The following is a 22,809-nucleotide window of genomic DNA, read 5'->3' on the forward strand; positions in this document are numbered from 1 at the left end:
GGTGTGGGTGGGGGGGTTCCACCTACCCGGGGGGGGGGGGGGCCTTTGGGGGCGGCCCCCCCCACCGGCGTTCGCGTTACAGGGGGATGTTGCCGTGCGCTCCGCGGCGCTGCGGAGCCTCGGCGATGGCCTTCGCGAGGGCGATCCGGCTGTCGTCCGGGTCGATCACCTCGTGCACGACGCCGATCTCCAGCGCCCGGTCCAGTCCGCCCGCGACCTTCTCGTGCTCGGCGGCCAGTTCCAGCTCGACCTGGGCCTTCAGCTCGTCCGGGACCTCGGCGAGCCGCCGGCGGTGCAGGATCCGGATCGCGGCGACCGCGCCCATGACCGCGACCTCGGCGGTCGGCCAGGCGATGACCTTGGTGGCGCCCAGTGACGCCGCGTTCATCGCGATGTAGGCGCCGCCGTAGGACTTCCGGGTCACCAGCGTCACCCGCGGCACCACGCATTCGCCGAACGCGTGCAGCAGCTTGGCGCCGCGCCGCACGACGCCGTCCCATTCCTGTCCGACGCCCGGCAGGTAGCCGGGGACGTCGACCACCACGACAAGCGGCACCCCGAACGCGTCGCACATGCGCACGAAGCGGGCCGCCTTCTCCGCCGACGCGGAGTCGAGGCACCCGCCGAGCCGCAGTGGGTTGTTGGCGACCAGGCCCACGGTCCGGCCGCCGAGGCGTCCGAGCGTCGTGGTGATGTTGGGCGCCCACTTGGGGTGCAGTTCGAGCCCCGGCTCGTCCAGGAGTCCGTCGACGACCGGGTGCACGTCATAGGCCCGTTTGGCCGACTCGGGCAGCAAGGCGCCGAGTTCGCGCCGGTCCACCCGCTCGGGGTCGATCTCGCCCTGGTTGGCGAGCAGGTCGGCGAGCTGCCGGGCGCGGTCGAGGGCGTCCTGCTCGGAGTCGGCGACCACGTGTACGACGCCGCTGCGCCGGCCGTGCGGCTCGGGCCCGCCCAGCCGCAGCGCGTCGACGTTCTCGCCGGTGACGGAGCGGACGACGTCGGGCCCGGTGACGAAGACGCGGCCTTCCGGGGCGAGGATGACCAGGTCGGTCAGCGCGGGCCCGTAGGCCGCGCCGCCGGCGGCGGCGCCGAGGACGACGGAGATCTGCGGGATCTTGCCGGACGCGAGCGTCATGGCGTGGAAGATCCGGCCGACCGCGTCGAGCGACGCGACGCCTTCCTGGAGGCGCGCGCCGCCCGAGTGGAACAGCGCGATGATCGGGCAGCCGTCGGCCAGGGCACGCCGGTAGGCGTCCACGACGACCTGGCAGCCGTCGACGCCCATGGCGCCGCCCTGGACGGTCGGGTCGGAGGCGTAGGCGACGACGCGGGCGCCGTTGACGGTGCCGGTGCACGCGAGCATGCCGGACCGGTCGTAGGCCGAGATCTCCTCGTAGCTGCCCTCGTCGACGAGACGCTGCAAGCGGAGCCGCGGATTGCGCGGGTCGCTGTCCCGGTCCGGCTTGCCGGGTGCGGCAGCCGTCCGGTTGTCCATGACGGTCATGAGCGGAAGCTCCGTCCCTCCGCGGGCGTCAGCCCGCGCTGCGGAAGGCGACGACGACGTCGTGTCCGCCGAACCCGAACGAGTCGTTCAGCGCGACGATTTCGCCGTCGGGGAGCGGACGCGGGTCGTTTCGGACGATGTCGAGGCAGACGTCGTCGTCCGGGTCGTCGACGTTGATGGTGGGGGGTGCCATGCGGTGGTACAGCGCGAGCACGGTCGCGACGGACTCCACGGCGCCGGTGCCGCCGAGCAGGTGGCCGGTCATCGACTTGGTGGAGGTGACGCACACCTTGTCCGCGGCGGCGTCGCCGAGGACCTGGCGGATGGCCTTGAGTTCGGTGATGTCGCCCGCGGGGGTCGACGTGCCGTGCGCGTTGACGTGCACGACCTGGTCGGGGGCCGCACCGGCGTCCTCGATGGCGAGGGCCATGGCGCGGGCGATGTCGCGGCCTTCCGGCTCGGGCTGCGCGATGTGGTGGCCGTCCGAGGTCATGCCGGCGCCGGCGACCTCGGCGTAGACGCGGGCGCCGCGGGCGGCCGCGTGCTCGGCGGTCTCCAGCACGAGCACGCCGGCGCCTTCGCCCATGACGAAGCCGTCGCGGGACTTGTCGTACGGGCGCGAGGCGCGCTGCGGCTCGTCGTTGCGCTTCGACATCGCCATCATGTTGGCGAACGCGGCCATCGGCAGCGGGTGGATCGCGGCTTCGGTGCCGCCGCAGACCACGACGTCGGCGCGGCCGGAGCGGATCATCTCCAGCGCGTAGGCGACCGCTTCGGCACCGGACGCGCAGGCGCTGACCGGGGTGTGCACACCGGCGCGGGCGCGGAGTTCGATGCCGACGTTGGCCGACGGGCTGTTGGGCATGAGCATCGGGACGGTGAGCGGGCCGACGCGGCGCGGGCCCTTCTCCTTGAAGATGTCCCACGCGTCGAGGAGGGTGGTGACGCCGCCGATGCCGGAGGCGATGACCACACCGAGGCGGGTCTCCTCGACGGTCCGGCCGGTGCCGTCCTCGGCGGGCTGGTTCTTCGCCGCGTAGCCGGCGTCCGCCCATGCCTCGCGTGCCGCGATCATGGCGAACTGGCCGGAGCGGTCGAGCTTGCGGGCTTCCACCTTCGGCATCACGTCGAGCGGTTCGACGGCGACCCGGCCGGCGAACTGCACGGGGATCTCCGCGGCCCATTCCTCGGTCAGCGTGCGGATGCCGGATTTGCCGGCGAGCAGCGCGGACCAGGTGGAGGGCACGTCGCCGCCCACCGGCGTGGTCGCGCCCAGACCGGTGACGACCACGGTGCGCGGGGTCTCGGTGCGCTTGGTCGGGCTCACGGGTAGATCACTCCCACGGGTTCGGTACGGGTTGGTACGGGTGATGCTGAGGGGGGAAGTCGGTTCGGGCCCCGCGGTGTTCCCCCGGGGCCCGAACCGGCGCCGTCACTTGACGGGCTGCGCGCCGGCGATGTAGTTGACGGCGTCGGCGACGGTGCGGAGGCCCTTGACGTCGTCGTCCGGGATCTTGACGTCGAAGCGCTCTTCGGCGGCGACGACGACCTCGACCATGGAGAGCGAGTCGATGTCGAGGTCCTCGGTGAAGGACTTGTCGAGCTGGACGTCGTCGACCTCGGTGCCCGCGATCTCGTTCACGATCTCGGCGAGACCCGCGAGGATCTCCTCCTGGCTTGCCATGGTGCTCCTTGAATGCGTTGGTGGTGCCATCAATAAACGGTGTTCCGGGCATTTCCGGCGAATTGCCGGGAGTTGCCCGGTGAGACCCGGCGGGCCGGGACGTCCCGGGGGACTACGGAAGCGTAATGACCTGGCCGGCGTAGACGAGACCGGCCCCGAAGCCCATGACCAGGGCGGTGCCGCCGCTGGTGGCCTCGCCGGTTTCGAGCATGCGCTCCATGGCCAGCGGGATGGACGCTGCCGAGGTGTTGCCGGTCTCGGCGATGTCGCGGGCGACGGGCACCTCGGCGGGCAGCTTGAGGGCCTTGATCATCGCGTCGGTGATGCGCATGTTGGCCTGGTGCGGGATGAACGCGTCCAGGTCCTCGGTCGTCACGCCGGCCGCGTCGAGGGCCTGCTGGCAGACCTTCGCCATTTCCCACACGGCCCAGCGGAAGACCGTCTGGCCTTCCATGCGCAGCGTCGGGAACGGCACGTCGGCGTTGCCGCCGCGGAGCGCTTCCCAGCTTTCGGTCTGCGTGATGGTGTCGGCCTTGGAGCCGTCGGAGCCCCACACGACCGGGCCGATGCCGGGCGTGTCGGACGGTCCGACGACGACCGCGCCGGCGCCGTCGCCGAAGATGAACGCGGTGCCGCGGTCGTCGCGGTTCGTCAGGTCGGACAGTCGCTCGACGCCGATGACGAGGACGTATTCGGCGCTGCCGCCGCGCACCATGTCGCTGGCGAGGGTGAGGCCGTAGCAGAACCCGGCGCAGGCCGCGGAGACGTCGAATGCCGGGGCGCGGCCGCCGCCGGCGCCGAGCTTGTAGGCGATCTCGGTGGCGATCGACGGGGTCTGCTTGAGGTGGGTGACGGTCGAGACGATGACGCAGCCGATCTGGTCGGCGGCGATGCCGGCGTGCGCGAGGGCCTTGCCGGCCGCCGCGAGCGACATTTCGGCGACGGTCTCTTCGTCGTTGGCCCAGCGGCGCGTCTTGATGCCGGAGCGGCTCTGGATCCACTCGTCGGACGAGTCGATGCGGTCGACGAGTTCCGAGTTGGGGACGACGCGAACCGGGCGGTAGCCGCCGACGCCCCAGATGCGGGCGTGCGCAGCTCCGACGGGCGGACGGATGGGTGCGGTCACGCGAGGGCCTCCGGGTCGGCGTAAGCGGGGTTGGACGGCATGGCGGTCACACCGCGCCCTGCGGGTGGATCCGCAGCAGCGGCATGCCGGGCGCGACCGGGTCGCCGTCTTCGACGAGCCATTCGACGACGGTGCCGCCGTGCGGGACGGTGACGGGCTGCCGGTCGCGGTGCGATTCCACCACGGCGACCTCGGTACCCGGTGCCAGGGTGTCGCCGGCGCGGACGGCGGACTGCTTGACGATGCCCTTGAACGGGGCGACGACCAGGCGCCAGGTCGGCGACGCGTCGAACTCGCTGGGCGTGCCGTGCTTCTCCACGAGGGCGCGGGCGGCGGCCAGGTCGTCGGGGGTCTTGAGGGCGAGCGTTTCGACGCCGGGCAGCGCGCGCTTGGCGAGCCCGGTGAGGGTGCCGGCCGGGGGGACCTCGATGATCGCGGTGACGCCCAGGTCGCGCATGGTCTCCATGCACAGGTCCCAGCGGACCGGGTGGGAGACCTGGCTGACCAGGCGCTTGACGATCTCGCGGCCGTCGTGGAGCACGGCGCCGTCGGTGTTCGAGATGTACGGGGTGCGCGGGTCGCGCACGGTGACGCCGGGCACCAGCTCGGCGAGCCGGTCGACCGCGGGCGCCATGTGGTGGGTGTGGAACGCGCCGGCGACGGCGAGTGGCCGGACGCGGGCCTTCTCCGGCGGGTCGGCGGCGAAGGCCTCCAGCTGCGGGAGCGTGCCCGCGGCGACGATCTGCCCGGCGCCGTTCATGTTGGCGGGGGTCAGGCCGTGCTCGGTGATCTTCGCGACGACGGCTTCGGCGTCGCCGCCGAGGACCGCGGACATGCCGGTCTCGGTGACGGCGGCCGCGGCGGCCATCGCCTTGCCGCGTTCGCGGACGAGGACCATCGCCGATTCGGCGGTGATCACGCCGGTGCCGGCCGCGGCGGTCAGTTCGCCGACGCTGTGTCCGGCCGCGCCGCCGACGACGCGGTACGCGTCGGACGGGTGCGGGAACAGCGCGAGGGCGGCGACCAGGCCGGACGCCACCAGCAGCGGCTGGGCGATCGCGGTGTCCCGGATCGTCTCGGCGTCGGCCTTGGTGCCGTAGTGGATCAGGTCGAGGCCGGTGACCGCCGACCACCACGTGAGGCGGTCCGCGACGCCGGGCACGTCGAGCCAGGGCGTGAGGAAGCCGGGAGTCTGGGCACCCTGTCCGGGCGCGACGAGAACGAGCACACATCAACCCTCTCGCCTGACAGGGGTGGGGACCCCGTATCGGCGCGGACGAAGATCGGATGACGGTTTTGTGGAGTGCCTACAAAGCATCTAAATACTGCCGTCCGCCGTGGCGAGCCGCCCGAGGATCAGCGACACCTGGAGCGTGAACGCGGAACGCGCCTCGGTGGGCACCAGGCCAGTGACGTCCATGACGCGTCGGAGCCGGTAGCGGACGGTATTGGGGTGCACGAACAGCATCCGTGCGGCGCCTTCCAGGGACGCCGCCTGCTCCAGGTAGACCGAGAGCGTTTCGAGCAGCGCGGAGCCGGCCGCGAGCAGCGGTATGTAGATCTCCTCCACCAGCTGCCGACGTGCTTCGTCGTCGCCGGACAACGCGCGTTCGGGGAGGAGGTCGTCGGCGAGGACCGGGCGCGGGGCGTCCGGCCAGGCGGCCGCCGCGCGGTGGCCGGTGGTCGCGGACTGTGCCGACCCTACAGCGGCCAGCAAGTCGGGCACCGTGGGCCCCACCACGACGGGGCCGGGGCCGAACTGGCCGATGAGCGAGCGGGTGGCGCGGATGGGGTCTTCGGCGCCGCCGAGGATCACCACGAGCCGTTCGCCCTGCACGCCGGTGAGCACGTTGAGCTTCGCGTGCCGTCCGGCCCGGTGGATGCTGTCGACGACGGCCTGGGTGTCGGCGTCGGGGGCGTTGCCGACGATGACCATGACGTTGTCCGGGGAGCCCCAGCCGAGGGCGGCGGCCCGCGACAGGATGCCTTCGTCGGCTTCGCCGCGGAGCAGGGAGTGCACGACGAGCGCTTCGAGGCGGGCGTCCCAGGCGCCGCGGGCCTCGGCGGCGTGGGCGTAGACCTGCGCGGTCGCGAACGCGATTTCGCGCGAGTACAGCAGCAGCGCCTCGCGCAGGACCTGGGTGTAGCCGGGCGCGGCGAGGTCCTCGATGCGGGCTTCGACGACCTCGATGGTGACGCGGACGAGTTCGACGGTCTGGGGGAGGGTGACGGCGCGGGTCAGTTCGCGCGGCGCGGTGCCGAAGACGTCGGCGCTGACCGCGTAGGGGGCCTCGGGGTGGCGGAACCACTCGGTGAACGCGGCGATGCCGGCCTGCGCGACGAGGCCGATCCACGACCGGTTCTCCGCGGGCATGTTGCGGTACCAGGGCAGGGTCTCGTCCATGCGCGTGGCGGCCTCGCCGGCCAGGGTGCCCGCGGATTTCTCCAGCATGCGCACGGTCGCGGCGCGCAGCCGGGCGTCGCGGGCGGGTTCCGGAGGGGGGCCGGGAGGGTCGTCCCGGGCCGGATCTCCGGCGGTGCCGTGGACGGGATCGGCGTCGGAAGATCGGGAGGTCACGGGGACCATCATGAACCCTTCGCGGCGGACCGGCGTACGCGGTCGGCGAGGGCCCCTTCCGTGCAGGCCCCGTGCACGGCACGGGCGAGCCGCGCTCCCCATACCGAGCGCGGCCCGCCGAAGGGCTCGGCTTCGTCGCCCGGACGAGGGACCCGCGCGACCAGGCAGACCGCGTCGGACGGGGTGCCGGTGCAGGCGTACCCGGTCTCGAACAGTGCCTGCACTTTGGCCTCGGTGGCGGTCGCGACGGCGTTGACGAGGGCCGCGTCGGAGAGGGGTGCGGGGATGGCGGCGAGGATGTTGATGGTGCCGGGGGCGGGGAACGGGGAGGGGCGCCCGTGGGCGGAGGACCGGGGCGCGGCGGCCGGAGCCGGGGGCGTGGGAGACGGCAGGACGGTGTCAGGAGCCTGGCCGCCGGGATCCGCGCGGGCATGCGCCGGGACCGATGCGCGGGGTGCCGTGTCGGAGCCCGGCACCGAGCCGCCCGCCGAGCGCGGCGCTGCGGGGGCGGGGCCGGCCTCTTCGCGGTGGGGGGAGTCGCCCGCCTCCGATACGGGGTCCGGAGCCGCCGCCCACGTCGGCACGCCGATTCCGGTCGTCACCCATGCGGCGACGCCGCCGTCGTGCGCCGCGGTGAACTCCTCGACGAGTGCGGCGGTCATCATGCCCACGCCGGCACCCGGCGGCAGCGCGAGCGGCGCGGCGATCTCGCCGAGGTGCGCGACCGGGTCCATGCGCGAATAGCCGGGCCGCACCTGCGCGTTGAGGACCCACGCGCGCTCGCCGATCCCGCCGCCGAGGATCGCCGACGAGACGGCGCGCCACCCGGGCCCCAGCTCCCAGACGAGGGCCGGCCAGCCGTCGTGGACGACGATGCGGGGCGGGGCGATCGGGCCGTCGGTCATCGCGTCGATTCCCCCGTGCGCATCCGCGGGCCGCGCTGCTCGGCCCGCGGCATGTCCGCGGCTGCCGCGCCGGGGGCGTCGGGGTACCCCTGCCGGGCGAGCCGTGCCTGCGGTGTCCGGCCTGCGGACCCGGTTTCGCGGGGCGTGGGCCGGTCGGCAGGTTCGGTCTGCGCCGGCCGTCGCCGCGGGTCCGTCTCGGCGGGCTCTGCCGTCATGGGTCTCCCTCTCCGTCCGTGCTGCCGTGCCCGGGCACCGGCACCTGTCGCGCGCCGTCCGCGGTCCGCTCGTGCCGATCGACCAGGGGCGGCCGATTTGCCCGTCACGCGGGTGCCTCCCCCGCCCGCGCTGCCGTCTCGGGCGCGAGTGCCTGTCGTTGCCGCGCGGGATTCCCCGTCGACGCCTGCTGGGAGCCCCCGGACACGTAGGCGCCCTCACCCGGTCGGACCAAGTGCACCCGGGGGCGTCCGTCCCGTCCCACCACCACCTCCACGTGCGCGTGGTAGTGCTCGGCGATGGTGTCCCGGGTCAGGACTTCCGCCGCGGTGCCGGACGCGGCGGCGCGGCCGTTCACGAGGAGGAGCATGCGTTCCGCGTACTGCGCGGCCACGCCCAGGTCGTGCAGGGTGGTGATCACCGTCAGACCGTCGTCGCGGCGGAGACGGTCGACGAGTTCGAGGACTTGCTGCTGGTGGCCGAGGTCGAGGGCGGTGGTCGGCTCGTCGAGCATGAGGACCGGGGCCTGCTGGGCGAGCGCGCGGGCGAGGACGACGCGTTGGCGTTCGCCGCCGGAGAGGCGGGCGACGTCGCGGGCGGCGAGCGCGCCGAGGTCGAGGCGGTCGATGACGGCGTCGGCGACGGCGCGGTCGGTGCGGCCCGGGACGGCGAGGTAGCCGAGGTGCGGGGTGCGTCCGAGGAGTACGTATTCGCGCACGGTCATCTGCGGCGGCACGACCGGGTTCTGCGGGGTGTAGGCGATGGTGCGGGCGAGTTCGCGGGCGGGCAGGTCGCGCAGCCGGACGCCGTCCACGGTGACGTCGCCGCGGTAGGGCAGCAGGCCGGCGACGGCCTTGAGCAGCGTGGACTTGCCCGCGCCGTTGGGGCCGATGACGGCGAGCCAGCCGCCGTCGGCGACCTCGGCGCCGATGCCGTGCAGGACGGGGCAGCGGTCGCGGGCCACGTCGAGTCCGGCGATGCGCAGCCCGGTCACAGGTCCACCCGTCGGGTGGTGCGCAGGATCACCACGAAGAACGGGGCGCCGATGAAGGCGGTGACGACGCCGATGGGGAGTTCGCCGGGGGCGGTGGCGGTGCGCGCGATGATGTCGCCGACGACCAGGAACGCGCCGCCGACGAGGACGGACAGCGGCAGGATCAGCCGGTAGCTGCCGCCGGCCACGCGCCGGACGGCGTGCGGGATGACGATGCCGAGGAATCCGATGAGGCCGCTGATCGCGACCGCGCTGGCGGTGGCGAGGGACGCGGCGAGCAGCACGATGAACCGCACGCGTCCGGCGTTGATGCCGAGGACTTTGGCTTCTTCGTCGCCGATCGTCATGACGTCGAGCAGCCGCGCGTGGAGGAGCAGCACGAAAGTGCTGAGCAGGGCGTACGGCAGGACGAGCCGCAGTTCGTCCCAGCCGATCCCGGCGAGGCTGCCGAGGATCCACGAGTAGATGCGCCGCAGTTCCTCGACCTTGGACTGCTGGACGAACGTCTGGGCGGCGGACAGGAACGCGGACACCGCGACGCCCGCGAGGACGAGGGTCGTGGTGCCGCCGACGTGCCCGGCGGTCGCGCCGAGCGCGTACGCCATGAGCACGCCGGCGATGGCGCCGACGAACGCGGCGAGCGGGACCACGCCGATGCCGCCGACGGATTCGACGTTCGAGTAGCCGATGACGAGGGTCGCGCCGAGGCCCGCCCCGGCGGCCGCGCCGAGCAGGTACGGGTCGGCCATGGGGTTGCGGAACACGCCTTGGTAGCCCGCGCCCGCGACGGACAGCAGACCGCCGACCACGACCGCGCCGAGGACGCGCGGCAGGCGGATCTCCATGAGCACGGAGTACTGCACGGGGGTCAGCCCGTGGTCGAGGTCGACGAACGGCAGCTTGTCGAGCAGCGCGAGGACCACGCCGCGGGCGGGCAGGTCCGCGGCGCCGACCAGCAGCCCCGCCACGACGGCTCCGGCCAGCAGCAGCGACGCCGCCGCGAAGGGCAGCGCGCGCCGGTGCCGGGCGATCGGTTCGGCGGCGGGCCGGAGCCGTCGGGCGAGGAGCGGGATCACCCGGTCGCGCCGGCCTTCGCGACCGCCTTGGTGTAGGCGTCGGCGACGCTCTTGACCAGGTCGACGACGCGCGGGCCCCAGCGCGACGCGAGGTCGTCGTCGAGGCTGACGACGTTGCCGTTCTTGACCGCGTTGGTCTTGTCCCAGCCCGGGCGCTTGGCGACCGCGGCGGCGTCCTGCTGGCAGCACTTGGTGTCGGCCAGGAAGATCATGTCCGGGTTGGCCTCGACGATGTGCTCGGTGGAGACCTGCGGGTAGCCGGAGCCGTCCTTGTCCGCGGGGTCGGCGATGTTCTGCATGGCGAACAGGCTGTAGACCTGGCCGATGAAGGTCTTCGACGTCGCGCTGTAGCCGGTGCTGTCGACCTCGTGGAAGTACGTGAGGGGCTTGGCCGGCTTGACGGCGAGCGCCTTGGCGACGACCTCGTCGATGTCCTTCTTGGTCTTCGCGGCGAGGTCCGCGGCTTCCTTGGCGTGGCCGGTGGCGGTGCCGAGGGTGTTGAACTGCGCGTACATCTCGTCGAAGGTCTTGGCCGCGGGGACCTCGACGACCTTGATCTTGACCTTCTCGAGCTGGGCCTTGATGCCGTCCGTGTCGTTGGTGAGGACGACCAGGTCGGGCGTGTACTTGGTGATCGCCTCGACGTTCGGCTTGAACCCGGACAGCGCGGTCTTGGGCGCGTCGGCGGGGAAGTTCGACTGGTCGTCGACGGCGACGACCTGCTTGCCGGCGCCTATCGCGTAGAGCATCTCGGTCGCGGTCGGGGCCAGCGACACGATCTTCTTCGGCGCGTCGGCGGGGGCGGCGGCGGACGCGCCCGCGGGCGCGGCGGCGTCCTTCTTGTCGTCCTTCTTGTCATCCGAGCACCCGGCGAGCACCAGGGCGCCCAGGGCGACCGCGGCGGCGGGCCGCAGCACGGTGGCGAGCTTCACAGCGACTCCTGTGGCACCCACGGGAGGGGGGACGCAGGACCCGTGGACGGATCGCCCTTCCTACGAGGGCAGATGTCGTCGACGCAGGCGAGGCGACCTGGCTCGTCCCCCGGAGGGGCATGTCAGTTGCGGGACAGCGCCGGAATCGCACCGGACTTCGCTGCACACTGCGTCTCGGCGGAATTTCCCGCCGGATCCAGGACGATACCAACCGGTTCCGGGCCGTACGGTTGCGGGGAGAGCCCCCGGGAGGAAGCCATGACCGCCGACCTCGACGTCCGCCGTGCCGCCGACCGGTTCCACACCGCCGCCGGCTGGTTGGAATCGCACCACAGCTTTTCGTTCAGCCACCACTACGACCCGGGCAACACCCACTTCGGGCTGCTGCTGGTCAGCAACGACGACGTCGTCGCGCCCGGCACCGGCTTCGACACGCACCCGCACCGCGACATGGAGATCGTCACGTGGGTGCTCGGCGGGTCCCTCGTGCACCAGGACTCGGCGGGCCACAACGGGCTCATCCACCCCGGGCTCGCGCAGCGCATGAGCGCGGGCCGCGGCATCCTCCACTCGGAGAAGAACGATGCGGCGGGCAGCGCGGAACCCGTGCACTTCGTGCAGATGTGGGTGCTGCCGGACGAGGCCGGGATCACCCCCGGCTACGAGCAGCTCGACGTGACCGCGGACCTCGACCGCGGCGGCCTGGTGCCGGTCGCGTCCGGGCGTCCCGGGCACGAGGCGGCGATCCGCATCCACCAGAAGGACGCGGCACTGCACGCGGCCCGGCTGAAGGCGGGGGAGTCGGTGGCGCTGCCGACCGCGCCGTATGCGCACCTGTTCGTGGCGCGCGGCAACGTCGCGCTCGAAGGCGCTGGACAGCTGGTCGAAGGCGACGCGGTGCGGATCACCGGCGCGGAAGGCCAGCGGGTGACGGCCGAGGGCGACGCCGAGGTGCTGGTGTGGGAGATGCACAGCACGGTGCAGTGAGGGCCGGGGCGGGGCGCGTCGGCGCGCGGGCTCGACGGAGCGCGGCTCGGCGGGCAGGCTCGTGCTCACGCGACCTGCCACACCGCTCGGCGACGGGAGTCCCAGATGCCGCACGACCGCCCCCTCGACCTGACCCTCTACGGCGCGACCGGCTTCACCGGCACGCTGACCGCGGAGTACCTCGCGCGGAACGCGCCCGCGGGCTGCCGGTGGGCGATCGCCGGGCGCGACGACAAGAAGCTCGCGGCGCTGCGCGACCGGCTGGCGGCGATCGATCCCGCGTGCGCCGAGCTGCCGATCCGCACCGCCGACAGCGCGGATCCGGCGTCGCTGCGGGCGCTCGCGGCGGAGACGCGGGTGCTGATCACAACCGTCGGGCCGTACCTGCAGTACGGCGCGCCGCTGGTCGCGGCGTGCGCGGAGCAGGGCACGGACTACCTCGACCTCGCGGGCGAGCCCGAGTTCGTCGACCGCATGTATGTCGCCCACCACGCCGAAGCCGCCGAGTCCGGCGCGCGGCTCGTGCACGCGTGCGGGTTCGACGCGATCCCGCACGACCTGGGCGTGTACGCGACCGTCGCGCGGCTGCCGCGCGACGTGCCGATCCGCGTCGAGGGCGTGGTCCGCGCGGGCGGGACGATCTCCGGCGGCACGTTCGCCTCCACGCTGAACGCGGTGTCGCGCCTGCGCGCCTCGCGCGACGCGGCGAAGGCCCGGCACCGGGACGAGCCGCGCCCCGAGGGGCGCCGGATCCGGCTCAACGACGGGAAGCCGCGGCGGGACCGGGCGACGGGCCTGTGGCTGGTACCGCTGCCGACCATCGACCCGCAGATCGTCGGCAGGTCCGCGGCCGCGCTCGACGCCTACGGACCCGAGTTCTCCTACACGCACTACGCGGGCGTCCGCCGCCTGCCCGTTGCCGTCGGCTCGGCCGCAGGTCTGGCCGGTCTGGTCGCGCTCGCGCACATTCCCCCCGCCCGGCGGCTGCTGCAATCCCGGCTCGCGCCCGGCGAGGGCCCGAACGAGGAGCGCCGTGCCAAGGCGTGGTTCGTCGCGCGCTTCACGGGCGAGGGCGGCGGCGAGCGCGTGGTGACCGAGGTGCGGGGCGGCGACCCGGGCTACTCCGAGACCGCCAAGATGCTCGCCGAGTCCGCGCTGTGCCTGGCCTTCGACGATCTGCCGGAGACGTCCGGGCAGGTCACGACCGCCGTGGCGATGGGCGACGCGCTGATCGGCCGGCTGCGGCGGAACGGGATCGGGTTCCGGCACCCGGGCGAAGAACCCGACACGACGGAGCACAAGGCCGACGGAGCCGACGGAGCCGCCGGCCCCGCGGCCGCGAGCGGCTCCGACGCGTGACACTTGCTTAGAGCGCACTCCAACTCTCTAGCGTCGTAGCCGCGGCCCACCAGGCCGCCCGCTCCCCAGGAGGCCCGATGTCCCCCGCCGACCCGGTTCCGGTCCTCGATCCCGGCCCCGCCGCCGAGATCGGCCGGTATCCGATCGGCGAGGTCGTCGAACGCACCGGGCTGTCCGCGCACACCCTGCGCTGGTACGAACGGATCGGTCTGCTCCCGCAGGTCGGCCGGGAAGCTCCGCGGAGTGGATACCGCACGGCAGGCCGCCGGCTCTACAGCGACAACGACCTCGCGTTCCTCGACTTCGTCGGGAAACTCCGGAGCACCGGAATGCCGGTCGCCGACATGATCCGGTACGCCGAACTCGCCCGCGAGGGCGGCGCCACGGTCGACGAACGCCGCGACGTCCTGGTCGCGCACCGCGCCGACGTCCGCGACCGGATCGCCGAGCTGACCGCCTGCCTGCACGCCCTCGACTACAAGATCGACCTCTACACGCGGCTCCGCGACGACGCCGCGGACGACGGGATGGCTGACGACGATGCGAACCACGACGCTGGGCACTGACGGCCCGCTCACCTCCGTCCAGGGCCTCGGCTGCATGGGCATGAGCGACTTCTACGCCGCCGCGGCGCCGGAGCGCGACCGCTCCCTGGCGACGCTCGCCCGCGCGCACGACCTGGGTGTCGTCCACTTCGACACCTCCGACATGTACGGCTCCGGCGCCAACGAGGAACTCCTCGGCGCCTTCTTCGCCGGCTCCTCCGGCCGCCGGGAGAAGACGCTGCTGGCCACCAAGTTCGGCGTCGACCGCGACGCCGCCGAGGGCGAGCGCGGGGTGCGCGGGGACGCCGCGTACGTCCGCGCCGCGTGCGATGCGAGCCTCAAGCGGCTCGGCACCGACGTCATCGACCTCTACTACATGCACCGCCGCGACACGACCGTGCCGATCGAGGAGACCGTCTGGGCGATGGCCGAGCTGGTCAAGGCCGGCAAGGTCCGCTACCTCGGCCTGTCCGAGGTGACCGCCGGGGAGATCCGTGCCGCCGCGGCCGTCCACCCGATCCACGCGGTGCAGGCCGAGTGGTCGGTGTTCGCCCGCGACATCGAGGCGTCGGTGCTGCCCGCGGTGCGCGAGGTCGGCGCCGCGCTGGTCGCCTACTCGCCGCTCGGCCGCGGCTTCCTCAGCGGCAAGTTCGCGGGCTTCGACGACCTGCCCGACGGCGACTTCCGCCGCAACCAGCCCCGGTTCGTCGGCGAGAACGGCCGCGCCAACGCGGAACTCCTCGCCCCGCTGCGGAACATCGCCGCCGCGCACGGTGCCACGCCCGCGCAGGTCGCCCTTGCGTGGGTGCACAGCCGCACCAAGGCCGACCACCTGCCCGTCGTGCCGATCCCCGGCACCACCAACCCGGACCGGCTCGCGGAGAACGCCGCTGCGGCCGACCTCGCCCTCACCGCCGACGAGATCGCCGCGCTGGAGCCGATCGCCGGCCGCGTCGCCGGGGACCGGTATGCCGAAATGACCCTTACGCACAACGACCGCGCCTGACGGTTTCTCCCTGCACGGCGACGTGCCGTGCGGCCGACCCCGGCCGAAACCGCGGCAGCCACAGCCGACTTCGTCCCGTATCGCCCGGCGGCCTACGCAGCGCAACGCGCGTAGCCTCGATGATCACATAGCGTGAAGCCAAGATTACGAATCGGCTTCGGTCCCCTCAGCGGGGCTTGTGACCACCGTGTGACCAGGCGTAGCAACGGTAGGCGGCAGTCGGTCGGAACCACCTACTGGGGGTCCTGTGGCGGACGTGGTTTTGGACGGGGTCGGCAAGGTGTATCCGGACGGCACCCGGGCCGTCGAGGGCCTCGACCTGTCCGTGGCACACGGCGAGTTCCTCGTCCTCGTCGGCCCGTCCGGGTGCGGCAAGACGACCGCGCTGCGCATGGTCGCCGGGCTCGAGGACATCAGCGAGGGCACCGTCCGGATCGGCGAACGCGTCGTGAACCGGGTGCCGTCGCGCGACCGCGACGTGGCGATGGTGTTCCAGAGCTACGCGCTCTACCCGCACCTCAACGTGCGCGACAACATCGGCTTCGGGCTGAAACTGCGCAAGCTGCCGAAGGCCGAGATCGACAAGCGGGTCCGCGAGGCCGCACGCACCCTCGGCCTGGAAGAGCACCTGGGGCGGAAGCCGCGCCAGCTGTCCGGAGGCCAGCGGCAGCGCGTCGCGATGGGCCGGGCGATCGTCCGCGAACCGCAGGCGTTCCTCATGGACGAGCCGCTCTCCAACCTCGACGCCAAGCTCCGCGTCCAGATGCGCGCCCAGATCGCCCGGCTGACCCGGGATCTGGGCGTCACAACGCTGTATGTGACCCACGACCAGGTCGAGGCGATGACTCTCGGCGACCGGGTCGCGGTGATGCGGAAGGGCGTACTCCAGCAGGTCGCGCCGCCGCAGGAGCTGTACGACCGGCCGGTGAACCTGTTCGTCGCGGGCTTCATCGGGTCCCCGGCGATGAACGTGGTCACCGGTGAACTCGAGGAAGAAGGCGGCGAGTTGCGGGTGCGGCTGGGCTCGCAGCGGCTGACCGTGCCGGCGCAGGTCCTCGTCGACCGCCCGGCGCTGCGCGGCTATGCGGGCCGCCGGGTCATCGTCGGGATCCGTCCCGAGGACCTCGGCGAGGTGTCCGGCGAGGTCCCGGACGGGACGGTGCTGCGCGCCGATACCGACCTCGTCGAGTCGATGGGCTCCGAGGTGCACGCGCACGTGCGGATCGACGCGCCGCCCGCGGTCACCGCGGAGGTCCACGAACTCGCCGCGGACGCGGGCGCCGACGACCAGGTCCCGGACCCGGCCACCGGCAGCTCCGAACTGGTCGCCCGGCTCGGCCCGCGCACCGCGGTCCGGGAAGGCGAAGGCACCCGGCTGCGGGTGGCCACCGACCGCCTGCACTTCTTCGACCCGGACACGGGGCTGTCCGTCCGCGACGCCGCCCCGGGCGGCCCGACCGACCGGAACGGGCCGACCGGCCCAGGCGACCCGACCGACCCGACCGACCCGACCGGCAAGTGAAGCGCGGCTACTTCGACGACGGCGATCCAGGAGGGCGAGCAAGCGTGAGACGAGTCGTGGGGGCCCTGGCGGCCGTATCGTTGCTGGCCTTCGGACTGGGGGCGTGCAGCGACGACGACGGCGGCGGCAAGTCGGACACTCCGAGCGCGGGGGCTCCGAGTGGCGGCGGCCCGAGCGTGGCACTGCCGGATCTGAAGGGCACGACGGTGCAGGTGGCCGCCGTGTGGACCGGCGACGAGCAGGCGTCGTTCAAGAAGGTGCTGGCCGAGTTCGAGAAGCGCACCGGCGCCAAGACCGAGTACGTGCCGACCGGCGACAGCGCCGCGACGTTCCTCGGCCAGCGCGTCGAAGGCAACGCGCCGCCGGACGTGGCGTTCCTCGCGCAGCCCGGCGCACTCAAGCAGTTCGCGCAGAAGGGCTGGATCAAGCCGCTCGCGCCGGACGTGCAGCAGACCGTCCAGCAGAACTTCTCGACGCAGTGGCAGACCCTGGCGACGAACGACAGCAAGCTGTACGGCGTCTACTACAAGGCCGCCAACAAGTCGCTGGTCTGGTACAACGCCAAGGTGTTCGGGAACGCCGGCGCGACCGAGCCCAAGACGTGGGACGACTTGCTCAAGACCGCCGGCCTGGTCTCCGACTCCGGCACGCCCCCGTTCGCCACCGGCGGCGCGGACGGCTGGGTGCTGACCGACTGGTTCGAGAACGTCTACCTCAGCCAGGCCGGCCCCGACATGTACGACAAGCTGGCCAAGCACCAGATCCCGTGGACCGACCCGTCGGTGACGCAGGCGCTGCAGACCCTCGCGCAGGTGTGGGGCAAGAGCGACTGGTTCCCGGGCGGGACCGGCGGCGCGCTGCAGACCGAGTTCCCGGCGTCCGTGCCGCAGGTGTTCGGCGACACCCCGAAGGCCGGCATGCTGCCGGGTGCGGACTTCGTCGGCACGAACATCATCAAGGACACCAAGGCGAAGATCGGGCAGGACGCCAAGTTCTTCGGCTTCCCCGCGGTCGGCACCGGCAAGCCGCCCGTGGTCACCGGCGGCGACGTCGCGGTCGCGATGAAGGACAGCCCCGGGGCGATGGCGCTGCTGAAGTTCCTTGCCACCACGGACGCCGCGCAGCTCTGGGCGCAGCAGGGCGGCTACATGTCGCCCAACAAGAACCTCGACTTCGCGTCGTACCACGACGACGCCACGCGGGCGATCGCGCAGAACCTGATCGCGGCGGGCGACGGCTTCCGGTTCGACATGTCCGACCAGGCGCCGTCCGCGTTCGGCGGCACCAAGGGCGAAGGCGAGTGGCGCGACCTCCAGGACTTCCTGCGCAACCCGTCGGACGTCCAGGGTGCGCAGGCCAAGCTGGAGGCGGACGCCGCCAAGGCCTTCGGCAGCGGCTGAGGCGACCGGACGCCATGGCCGAAGCGACGATCCCGTCCCCGGCGAGCACCACCGCCCCCGGGGCCGCACCGCCGGACGAGCGGCGCGGCCTCGGCGGCGGGGCGCTGCTCGCGTGGTTGTTCCTGCTGCCCGCGGTCGTGATGCTGGGCGTGCTGGTCGCCTATCCGATCGTGTGGACGTTCGTGCGCAGCCTGTTCGGCGCGGACGGCTGGTCGGACTTCGCCGGCCTGGGGAACTACAAGGACCTGTTCACCGACGACGACACGTTCACCGCGCTCAAGAACAACCTGATCTGGGTGCTCGTGGTGCCCGCGGTGGTCACCGCGCTCGGACTGGTGTTCGCGGTGCTCACCGAACGGGTGCGGTTCGCCACCGCGTTCAAGCTGGTCGTGTTCATGCCGATGGCCGTGTCGATGCTGGCCGCCGGGATCACCTTCCGGCTGGTCTACGACCGCGACCCGGACAAGGGCGCCGCCAACGCGGCGATCGTCTCCGTGCACGACGCGTTCTCCGGCGGCGCCCCGTACCCCGGGGCGCGGCCGCGGCCGAACGCGGGACTCGACGCGGAAGGCGGCGGGTTCCTCACCAAGGCGGCCTATCCCGCGGGCGCTTCGGTGACGCTGCCGCTGGTCGCGCTGCCCCAGGACAAGATGCCGTCCGACGCACGTCCGGCGGCCGCACCCGCGGCCGCCGCGGGCGGGCTGTCCGGTGTGGTGTGGCTGGACTTCAGTCCGGGCAACGCGGGCACTCCGGGGAAGGTCGACCCGGGGGAGAAGGGGCTGCCGGGCGTCCGTGTCGAAGCGGTGCGCGACGGGCACACCGTCGCCTCGGCGACGACCGCCGCCGACGGCTCGTTCCATATCCCGGACCGCGCACTCGCCGGCGGAGGCGTGCAACTGCGGCTCGCGGAAGGCAACTTCGCGAAGTCCTTCGGCGGCTACGACTGGCTCGGGCCGAACCTCGTCACCGGGGCGATCATCGGCGCCTACGTGTGGATGTGGGCCGGCTTCGCGATGGTGCTCATCGCCGCGGGCCTCGCCGCGATCCCCCGCGACGCCCTCGAAGCGGCCCGCGTCGACGGCGCGACCGAATGGCAGGTCTTCCGGCGGGTGACGGTGCCGCTGCTCGCACCGGTGCTGGTCGTGGTGATGGTGACGCTGATCATCAACGTCCTCAAAGTCTTCGACCTCGTCTACATCATCTCGCTCGGGTCGTCGCAGAAAGAGGCCAACGTCCTGGCGCTGCAGATGTACCTCGCGTCGTTCGGCGGCGGCGACAACCAGGGCCTCGGCAGCGCCATCGGCATCGTGCTGTTCCTGCTCGTGCTGCCCGCGATGCTCTTCAACATCCGCCGCTTCCGGAAGGAGAACCGGTGACGAGCCCGGCAGTCGAAGCGGTCGCCAAGCCCGCCGCCGCGGAAACCGGCGGCGGAGCCGTCAAACGCGGGATCGCGTCGCGGATCGTCGCCCGCACCGGCGGCGGCCTCGTGTCGGTCGGGCTCGTGGTCGTCGCGCTGTTCTGGCTGGTGCCCACGTTCGGACTGCTCGTGTCGTCGCTGCGCGATCCGCAGGACACCGGCGCGTCCGGCTGGTGGAAGGTCTTCTCCCACCCCGGGCAGCTGACCTGGAACAACTACGACAAGCTGCTGTCGAACGACGACATGATGAAGGCGTTCTTCAACACGGTCTGGATCACCGTGCCCAGCACCGTATTGGTGATCCTCATCGGCTCACTCGCCGCCTACGCCTTCGCCTGGCTGGAATTCCCCGGCCGCGACTGGCTGTTCCTCGTCGTCGTCGGCCTCTTGGTGGTGCCGATCCAGGTCGCGCTGATCCCGATCTCCAAGCTCTACGGCGAGACGCACCTCTTCGGCACGATCACCGGCGTCGTCCTCTTCCACGTCGCCTTCGGCCTGCCGTTCGCGGTCTTCCTCCTCCGCAACTACTTCGCCGGCATCCCCCGCGACCTCCTCGAAGCCGCCCGCATGGACGGCGGCACCGACCTCACCATCTTCTTCCGCGTCGTCCTCCCGCTCGGCCTCCCGGCCATCGCCTCCCTGGCGATCTTCCAGTTCCTGTGGGTCTGGAACGACATGCTCGTCGCCCTCATCTACGCCGACGCCGACTCCCAGCCCCTCACCGTCGCCCTGCAATCCCAGACCCGGGCGATGGGCGCCAACATCGAGGTCCTCGCCCCCGGAGCGTTCCTGTCGCTCGTCGTCCCGCTCGCGGTCTTCTTCGCCTTCCAGCGGCACTTCGTGCAGGGTGTGATGGCGGGGGCGGTCAAATAACGCCGCGCTCCGGCGGGTGTCGCGGTCACGGTTCCTTGCGCTGGTCCGCCTGGCGGTGGTGTCGAGGTGGGGCGCCGCGGTACAGGGTGCGGCCGCTCTCTTCCACGACGGTCACCTGGTCTGCGTCGCGCAGGTGCGCCACGAAGTCCGACAGCAGGACCGCGCCGGGCGCGGCCGCCGCGAGACGTTCGCGGGCCATGGCCACGAACGAGTCATGCTGCTCGCGCGCCCCTGCAGGGATCTGGGACTCGCCGGACGCGGCTTCCAGCACGGAGTGCAGAAACACGAGGCGTGCTTCGAGCGGTGTCACGGGATCGGGTCCCACCGACGGTGAGTGTCGGCCGTCGAGTGTCTTCGGCTGCGCGTCCAGTCCGAGAAAAGGCAAGTACGGTACGGAACTGGGCATGTGCTCGGCCACGGGTTCCATGACGGCCCGGAATTCGTCGAATCCGGGGGTCCGCGCACCGTTGGCGCGGCGCAGGCTCAGCCAAGCGGTTTCCAGCGGCAGCCGGCCGAGTGCCGCGCGCGCAACATCGGATTGTGCGGAACGTTGGATCTCGATCTCTTCGTACAGCATCGGCAAGCCCCACCTCGCGGCCTCATCCGCACCCGGCACTTGGGAGAAGAACTGGCGCCGACGCGCGGGGGAGGGTTCGTGCGGGGCTCGCAGGCGCAGACATGCCCAGGTGTGCGCGGCAGCGTGCGGAGCCGGCGCGACAAACGCGAGGTCGTAGTCGTTGAGGACCAAGCGCCGGTCTTTGTCCGTCATCAAGTTGCCCAGCGTCGGATCGCCGTGCGCCACCACCCAGGGCCCAGTAGACGTTGCACGCACCGCCGCTGGTGTCATGGCCGGCAGGTCACGAGCGAGGTGCGGCGCGCGTGCCAAACCGAGTCGGCGCATCGTGGTGCTGCCGATGAGCGAACGTACGACCGACGCAACGCGCACGACGTCGGCACGTGCCACCTCGAAATGGCCGGCCTCGGCGGCGTTGGCCAACGGGAGGCGGTCGTAGGCCGAGTAGGTCAGGTCCGCGAGGTACTCCAGCGATTTCTGCTGGTGCGGGTACAACTCGCGTGCGGCGTCGCTGCTTTCCCGGGCGAGTTGGGCGTGGCTGTCGATGAGGGCTTCCAACTGCCCTTCGTATTCCGCCGGATCCACGGCCACGGGCAACGGCGTCAGTTCGGCGTGCACGACCGACCCCGTGCGCGGGACCGGGGCGGGCGGGAAGAGATCGGGGCGCGTCGTCGCCAGGGCCGACCGCGTCAGGTCCTCGTTGAGCACCCGGAGGTCGAACGCATCGCCCGCGGGCGCGACGGTCGCGGCGCGCACGACAGCCCCGTCTTGTCCGCTGCTGACGACCTCGTTTGCCCCGCCCACGCCGATGGTCTGCGGAAGGATGATCTCGACATGGTGCTTCGGCCCCTTCTCGGGCACGTGCACGACCTCCGGTTTCTGCCGCCTGGGGCGTGCGTGACCGTCCTGCGCCCCGCCTGACGACAGAATGCCGGTGGCGGCCCTCGAACCGGCTCGATTGCGTTTATGGGATAGCCCTTAGAGTCGGGGCATGCCGACCGATGCACCACGTACGCTCAGCCTCCGTGAACTGAACCGCGCCACCCTGGCGCGGCAGCACCTGCTGGCGCGGGTGCGGATGCCGGCGTCGGAGATGGTCGGGCACCTGGCCGGGCTGCAGGCCCAGCACCCCATGTCGTCGTACTTCACGCTGTGGACGCGGATCGAGGACTTCGACCCGGAAGAACTCGTGGAGTTGATGACGTCGCGGCAGGTGGTGCGGATCGCGCTGATGCGCGGCACGATCCACACGGTCACCGCGGACGACTGCCTGGCGTGGCGGCCGATCATCGCGCCGGTGCTGGAACGGATGACGCGCGGGTCGCACGGCAAAGGCTACGGCTCCGCGGATCTCGACGAACTCGTCCGAATCGGCCGGGAGTTCATCGAGGAAGTACCGCGGACGTTCGCCGCCGTCGGCGCCTACCTCGGGGAGCGCTGGCCGGACGCGGTGCCGACCGCCCTCGCGCAGGCGCTGCGGGCGCACGCCCCGCTCGTGCAGGTGCCGCCGCGCGGGTTGTGGGGACGCAGCGGCGCCGTCGCGCACACCACCGCCGAGCACTGGCTCGGGCGGCCGGTCGAAGCCGAGCCGTCGGTCGACGCGATGGTGCTGCGCTACCTCGGCGCGTTCGGCCCGGCGTCCGTCAAGGACGTGCAGGTGTGGTCCGGCTTGACCCGGCTCAAGCCGGTGCTCGACCGGCTGCGCCCGCAACTCGTGGTGTTCCGCGACGAGACCGGGCGCGAACTGTTCGACCTCCCCGACGCGCCGCGGCCGGACGCCGACACCCCCGCGCCGGTGCGGTTCCTCGCCGACTTCGACAACCTGACGCTGTCCCACGACGACCGCAGCCGCGCCCTGTCGAAGGAGTGGCAGCAGTGGGGCACGGCCAACCTCAACATGCTGTGGGGCGGCGTGCTGGTCGACGGCTTCCACCGCGCGGCCTGGCGGATCGAACGCACGAGGGACACCGCGACGCTGCTCATCAGCTCGGGCCCCGAGCCGAAGGACGCCCTGAAGCCGCACCACGACGCCGTCGAGGCCGAAGGCCGGCGCCTGCTGGCGTTCGCGGCCGCGGACCGGGACAAGCACGAGATCGCCTACGCCTGACCCGGTC

At 72.3% G+C, this 22,809-nt stretch carries 20 protein-coding genes; 9 read left to right on the plus strand and 11 right to left on the minus strand.

All coding sequences use genetic code 11. The features are described 5' to 3' along the window. Positions 1-76 precede the first annotated feature (76 nt). The 10 genes from ACPA54_RS23030 to ACPA54_RS23075 form a co-directional block, all read right to left on the minus strand. Positions 77-1,504: an acyl-CoA carboxylase subunit beta gene (locus ACPA54_RS23030; protein ID WP_479729426.1), complete on the minus strand. Its 1,428-nt coding sequence runs from the start codon at positions 1,502-1,504 to the stop codon at positions 77-79. Between the two features lie 28 nt (positions 1,505-1,532). Next, a complete protein-coding gene (fabF, locus tag ACPA54_RS23035; RefSeq protein ID WP_345673308.1) occupies positions 1,533-2,831 on the minus strand; it encodes a beta-ketoacyl-ACP synthase II in 1,299 nt (432 codons plus the stop codon). Between the two features lie 105 nt (positions 2,832-2,936). Then, the gene (locus tag ACPA54_RS23040) at positions 2,937-3,188 is read right to left on the minus strand and encodes an acyl carrier protein (protein ID WP_423532632.1); all 252 of its coding nucleotides are present in this window, start codon (positions 3,186-3,188) and stop codon (positions 2,937-2,939) included. A gap of 112 nt (positions 3,189-3,300) precedes the next feature. Further along, a complete protein-coding gene (locus tag ACPA54_RS23045) occupies positions 3,301-4,314 on the minus strand; it encodes a beta-ketoacyl-ACP synthase III (protein WP_423532634.1) in 1,014 nt (337 codons plus the stop codon). A 46-nt stretch (positions 4,315-4,360) separates the two neighbouring features. Then, the gene (locus ACPA54_RS23050) at positions 4,361-5,542 is read right to left on the minus strand and encodes an acyltransferase domain-containing protein (protein ID WP_423532636.1); all 1,182 of its coding nucleotides are present in this window, start codon (positions 5,540-5,542) and stop codon (positions 4,361-4,363) included. Between the two features lie 90 nt (positions 5,543-5,632). Further along, on the minus strand, positions 5,633-6,766 hold the full coding sequence (locus tag ACPA54_RS23055; protein ID WP_423532690.1) for a PucR family transcriptional regulator: 1,134 nt from the start codon (positions 6,764-6,766) through the stop codon (positions 5,633-5,635). Positions 6,767-6,900: 134 nt separating this feature from the next. Then, the gene (locus ACPA54_RS23060) at positions 6,901-7,797 is read right to left on the minus strand and encodes an adenosylcobinamide amidohydrolase (RefSeq protein ID WP_423532638.1); all 897 of its coding nucleotides are present in this window, start codon (positions 7,795-7,797) and stop codon (positions 6,901-6,903) included. A 319-nt stretch (positions 7,798-8,116) separates the two neighbouring features. After that, the gene (locus ACPA54_RS23065) at positions 8,117-9,004 is read right to left on the minus strand and encodes an ABC transporter ATP-binding protein (RefSeq protein ID WP_423532640.1); all 888 of its coding nucleotides are present in this window, start codon (positions 9,002-9,004) and stop codon (positions 8,117-8,119) included. Then, positions 9,001-10,080 carry a FecCD family ABC transporter permease gene (locus ACPA54_RS23070; RefSeq protein WP_423532642.1) on the minus strand — a complete coding sequence of 360 codons (1,080 nt, stop codon included), beginning with the start codon at positions 10,078-10,080 and terminating at the stop codon, positions 9,001-9,003. The genes ACPA54_RS23065 and ACPA54_RS23070 overlap by 4 nt, the downstream gene beginning before the upstream one ends. Then, positions 10,077-11,012 (minus strand): ABC transporter substrate-binding protein, encoded by a 936-nt coding sequence (locus tag ACPA54_RS23075; protein ID WP_423532644.1) that lies wholly within the window; start codon positions 11,010-11,012, stop codon positions 10,077-10,079. The genes ACPA54_RS23070 and ACPA54_RS23075 overlap by 4 nt, the downstream gene beginning before the upstream one ends. Positions 11,013-11,270: 258 nt before the next feature. Here ACPA54_RS23075 and ACPA54_RS23080 point away from each other — a divergent pair, with 258 nt between their 5' ends. The 8 genes from ACPA54_RS23080 to ACPA54_RS23115 all read left to right on the plus strand — a co-directional run bounded on the left by ACPA54_RS23080 (position 11,271) and on the right by ACPA54_RS23115 (position 20,121). Then, the gene (locus tag ACPA54_RS23080; protein WP_423532646.1) at positions 11,271-11,999 is read left to right on the plus strand and encodes a pirin family protein; all 729 of its coding nucleotides are present in this window, start codon (positions 11,271-11,273) and stop codon (positions 11,997-11,999) included. A gap of 105 nt (positions 12,000-12,104) precedes the next feature. Then, on the plus strand, positions 12,105-13,358 hold the full coding sequence (locus ACPA54_RS23085; RefSeq protein WP_423532648.1) for a saccharopine dehydrogenase family protein: 1,254 nt from the start codon (positions 12,105-12,107) through the stop codon (positions 13,356-13,358). 77 nt (positions 13,359-13,435) lie between these two features. Then, the gene (locus tag ACPA54_RS23090; protein WP_345673317.1) at positions 13,436-13,924 is read left to right on the plus strand and encodes a MerR family transcriptional regulator; all 489 of its coding nucleotides are present in this window, start codon (positions 13,436-13,438) and stop codon (positions 13,922-13,924) included. Continuing rightward, positions 13,899-14,909, plus strand: a complete 1,011-nt coding sequence (locus tag ACPA54_RS23095) for an aldo/keto reductase (protein WP_423532650.1) — start codon at positions 13,899-13,901, stop codon at positions 14,907-14,909. Before ACPA54_RS23090 ends, ACPA54_RS23095 begins: the two co-directional genes overlap by 26 nt. 247 nt (positions 14,910-15,156) lie before the next feature. After that, positions 15,157-16,431 carry an ABC transporter ATP-binding protein gene (locus ACPA54_RS23100; RefSeq protein WP_423532652.1) on the plus strand — a complete coding sequence of 425 codons (1,275 nt, stop codon included), beginning with the start codon at positions 15,157-15,159 and terminating at the stop codon, positions 16,429-16,431. Positions 16,432-16,475: 44 nt separating this feature from the next. Further along, positions 16,476-17,831, plus strand: a complete 1,356-nt coding sequence (locus tag ACPA54_RS23105) for an ABC transporter substrate-binding protein (RefSeq protein WP_423532654.1) — start codon at positions 16,476-16,478, stop codon at positions 17,829-17,831. A gap of 14 nt (positions 17,832-17,845) precedes the next feature. Continuing rightward, positions 17,846-19,207, plus strand: coding sequence for an ABC transporter permease (locus tag ACPA54_RS23110; protein WP_423532656.1), 1,362 nt, complete (start codon positions 17,846-17,848; stop codon positions 19,205-19,207). Beyond that, positions 19,204-20,121 (plus strand): carbohydrate ABC transporter permease, encoded by a 918-nt coding sequence (locus ACPA54_RS23115; RefSeq protein ID WP_423532658.1) that lies wholly within the window; start codon positions 19,204-19,206, stop codon positions 20,119-20,121. The genes ACPA54_RS23110 and ACPA54_RS23115 overlap by 4 nt, the downstream gene beginning before the upstream one ends. A gap of 25 nt (positions 20,122-20,146) precedes the next feature. Here ACPA54_RS23115 and ACPA54_RS23120 read toward each other — a convergent pair whose 3' ends face one another. Then, complete coding sequence (locus ACPA54_RS23120) at positions 20,147-21,556, minus strand: hypothetical protein (protein ID WP_423532660.1); 1,410 nt, start codon at positions 21,554-21,556, stop codon at positions 20,147-20,149. A gap of 130 nt (positions 21,557-21,686) precedes the next feature. On the opposite strand from ACPA54_RS23120, the gene ACPA54_RS23125 reads away from it, so the two are divergent. Then, positions 21,687-22,802: a winged helix DNA-binding domain-containing protein gene (locus tag ACPA54_RS23125; RefSeq protein ID WP_423532662.1), complete on the plus strand. Its 1,116-nt coding sequence runs from the start codon at positions 21,687-21,689 to the stop codon at positions 22,800-22,802. Positions 22,803-22,809 lie beyond the last annotated feature (7 nt).

Origin of the sequence: Uniformispora flossi (assembly GCF_049534875.1) — a bacterium.
GTDB classification, from domain to species: Bacteria; Actinomycetota; Actinomycetes; order Streptomycetales; family Streptomycetaceae; genus Yinghuangia; species Yinghuangia aomiensis.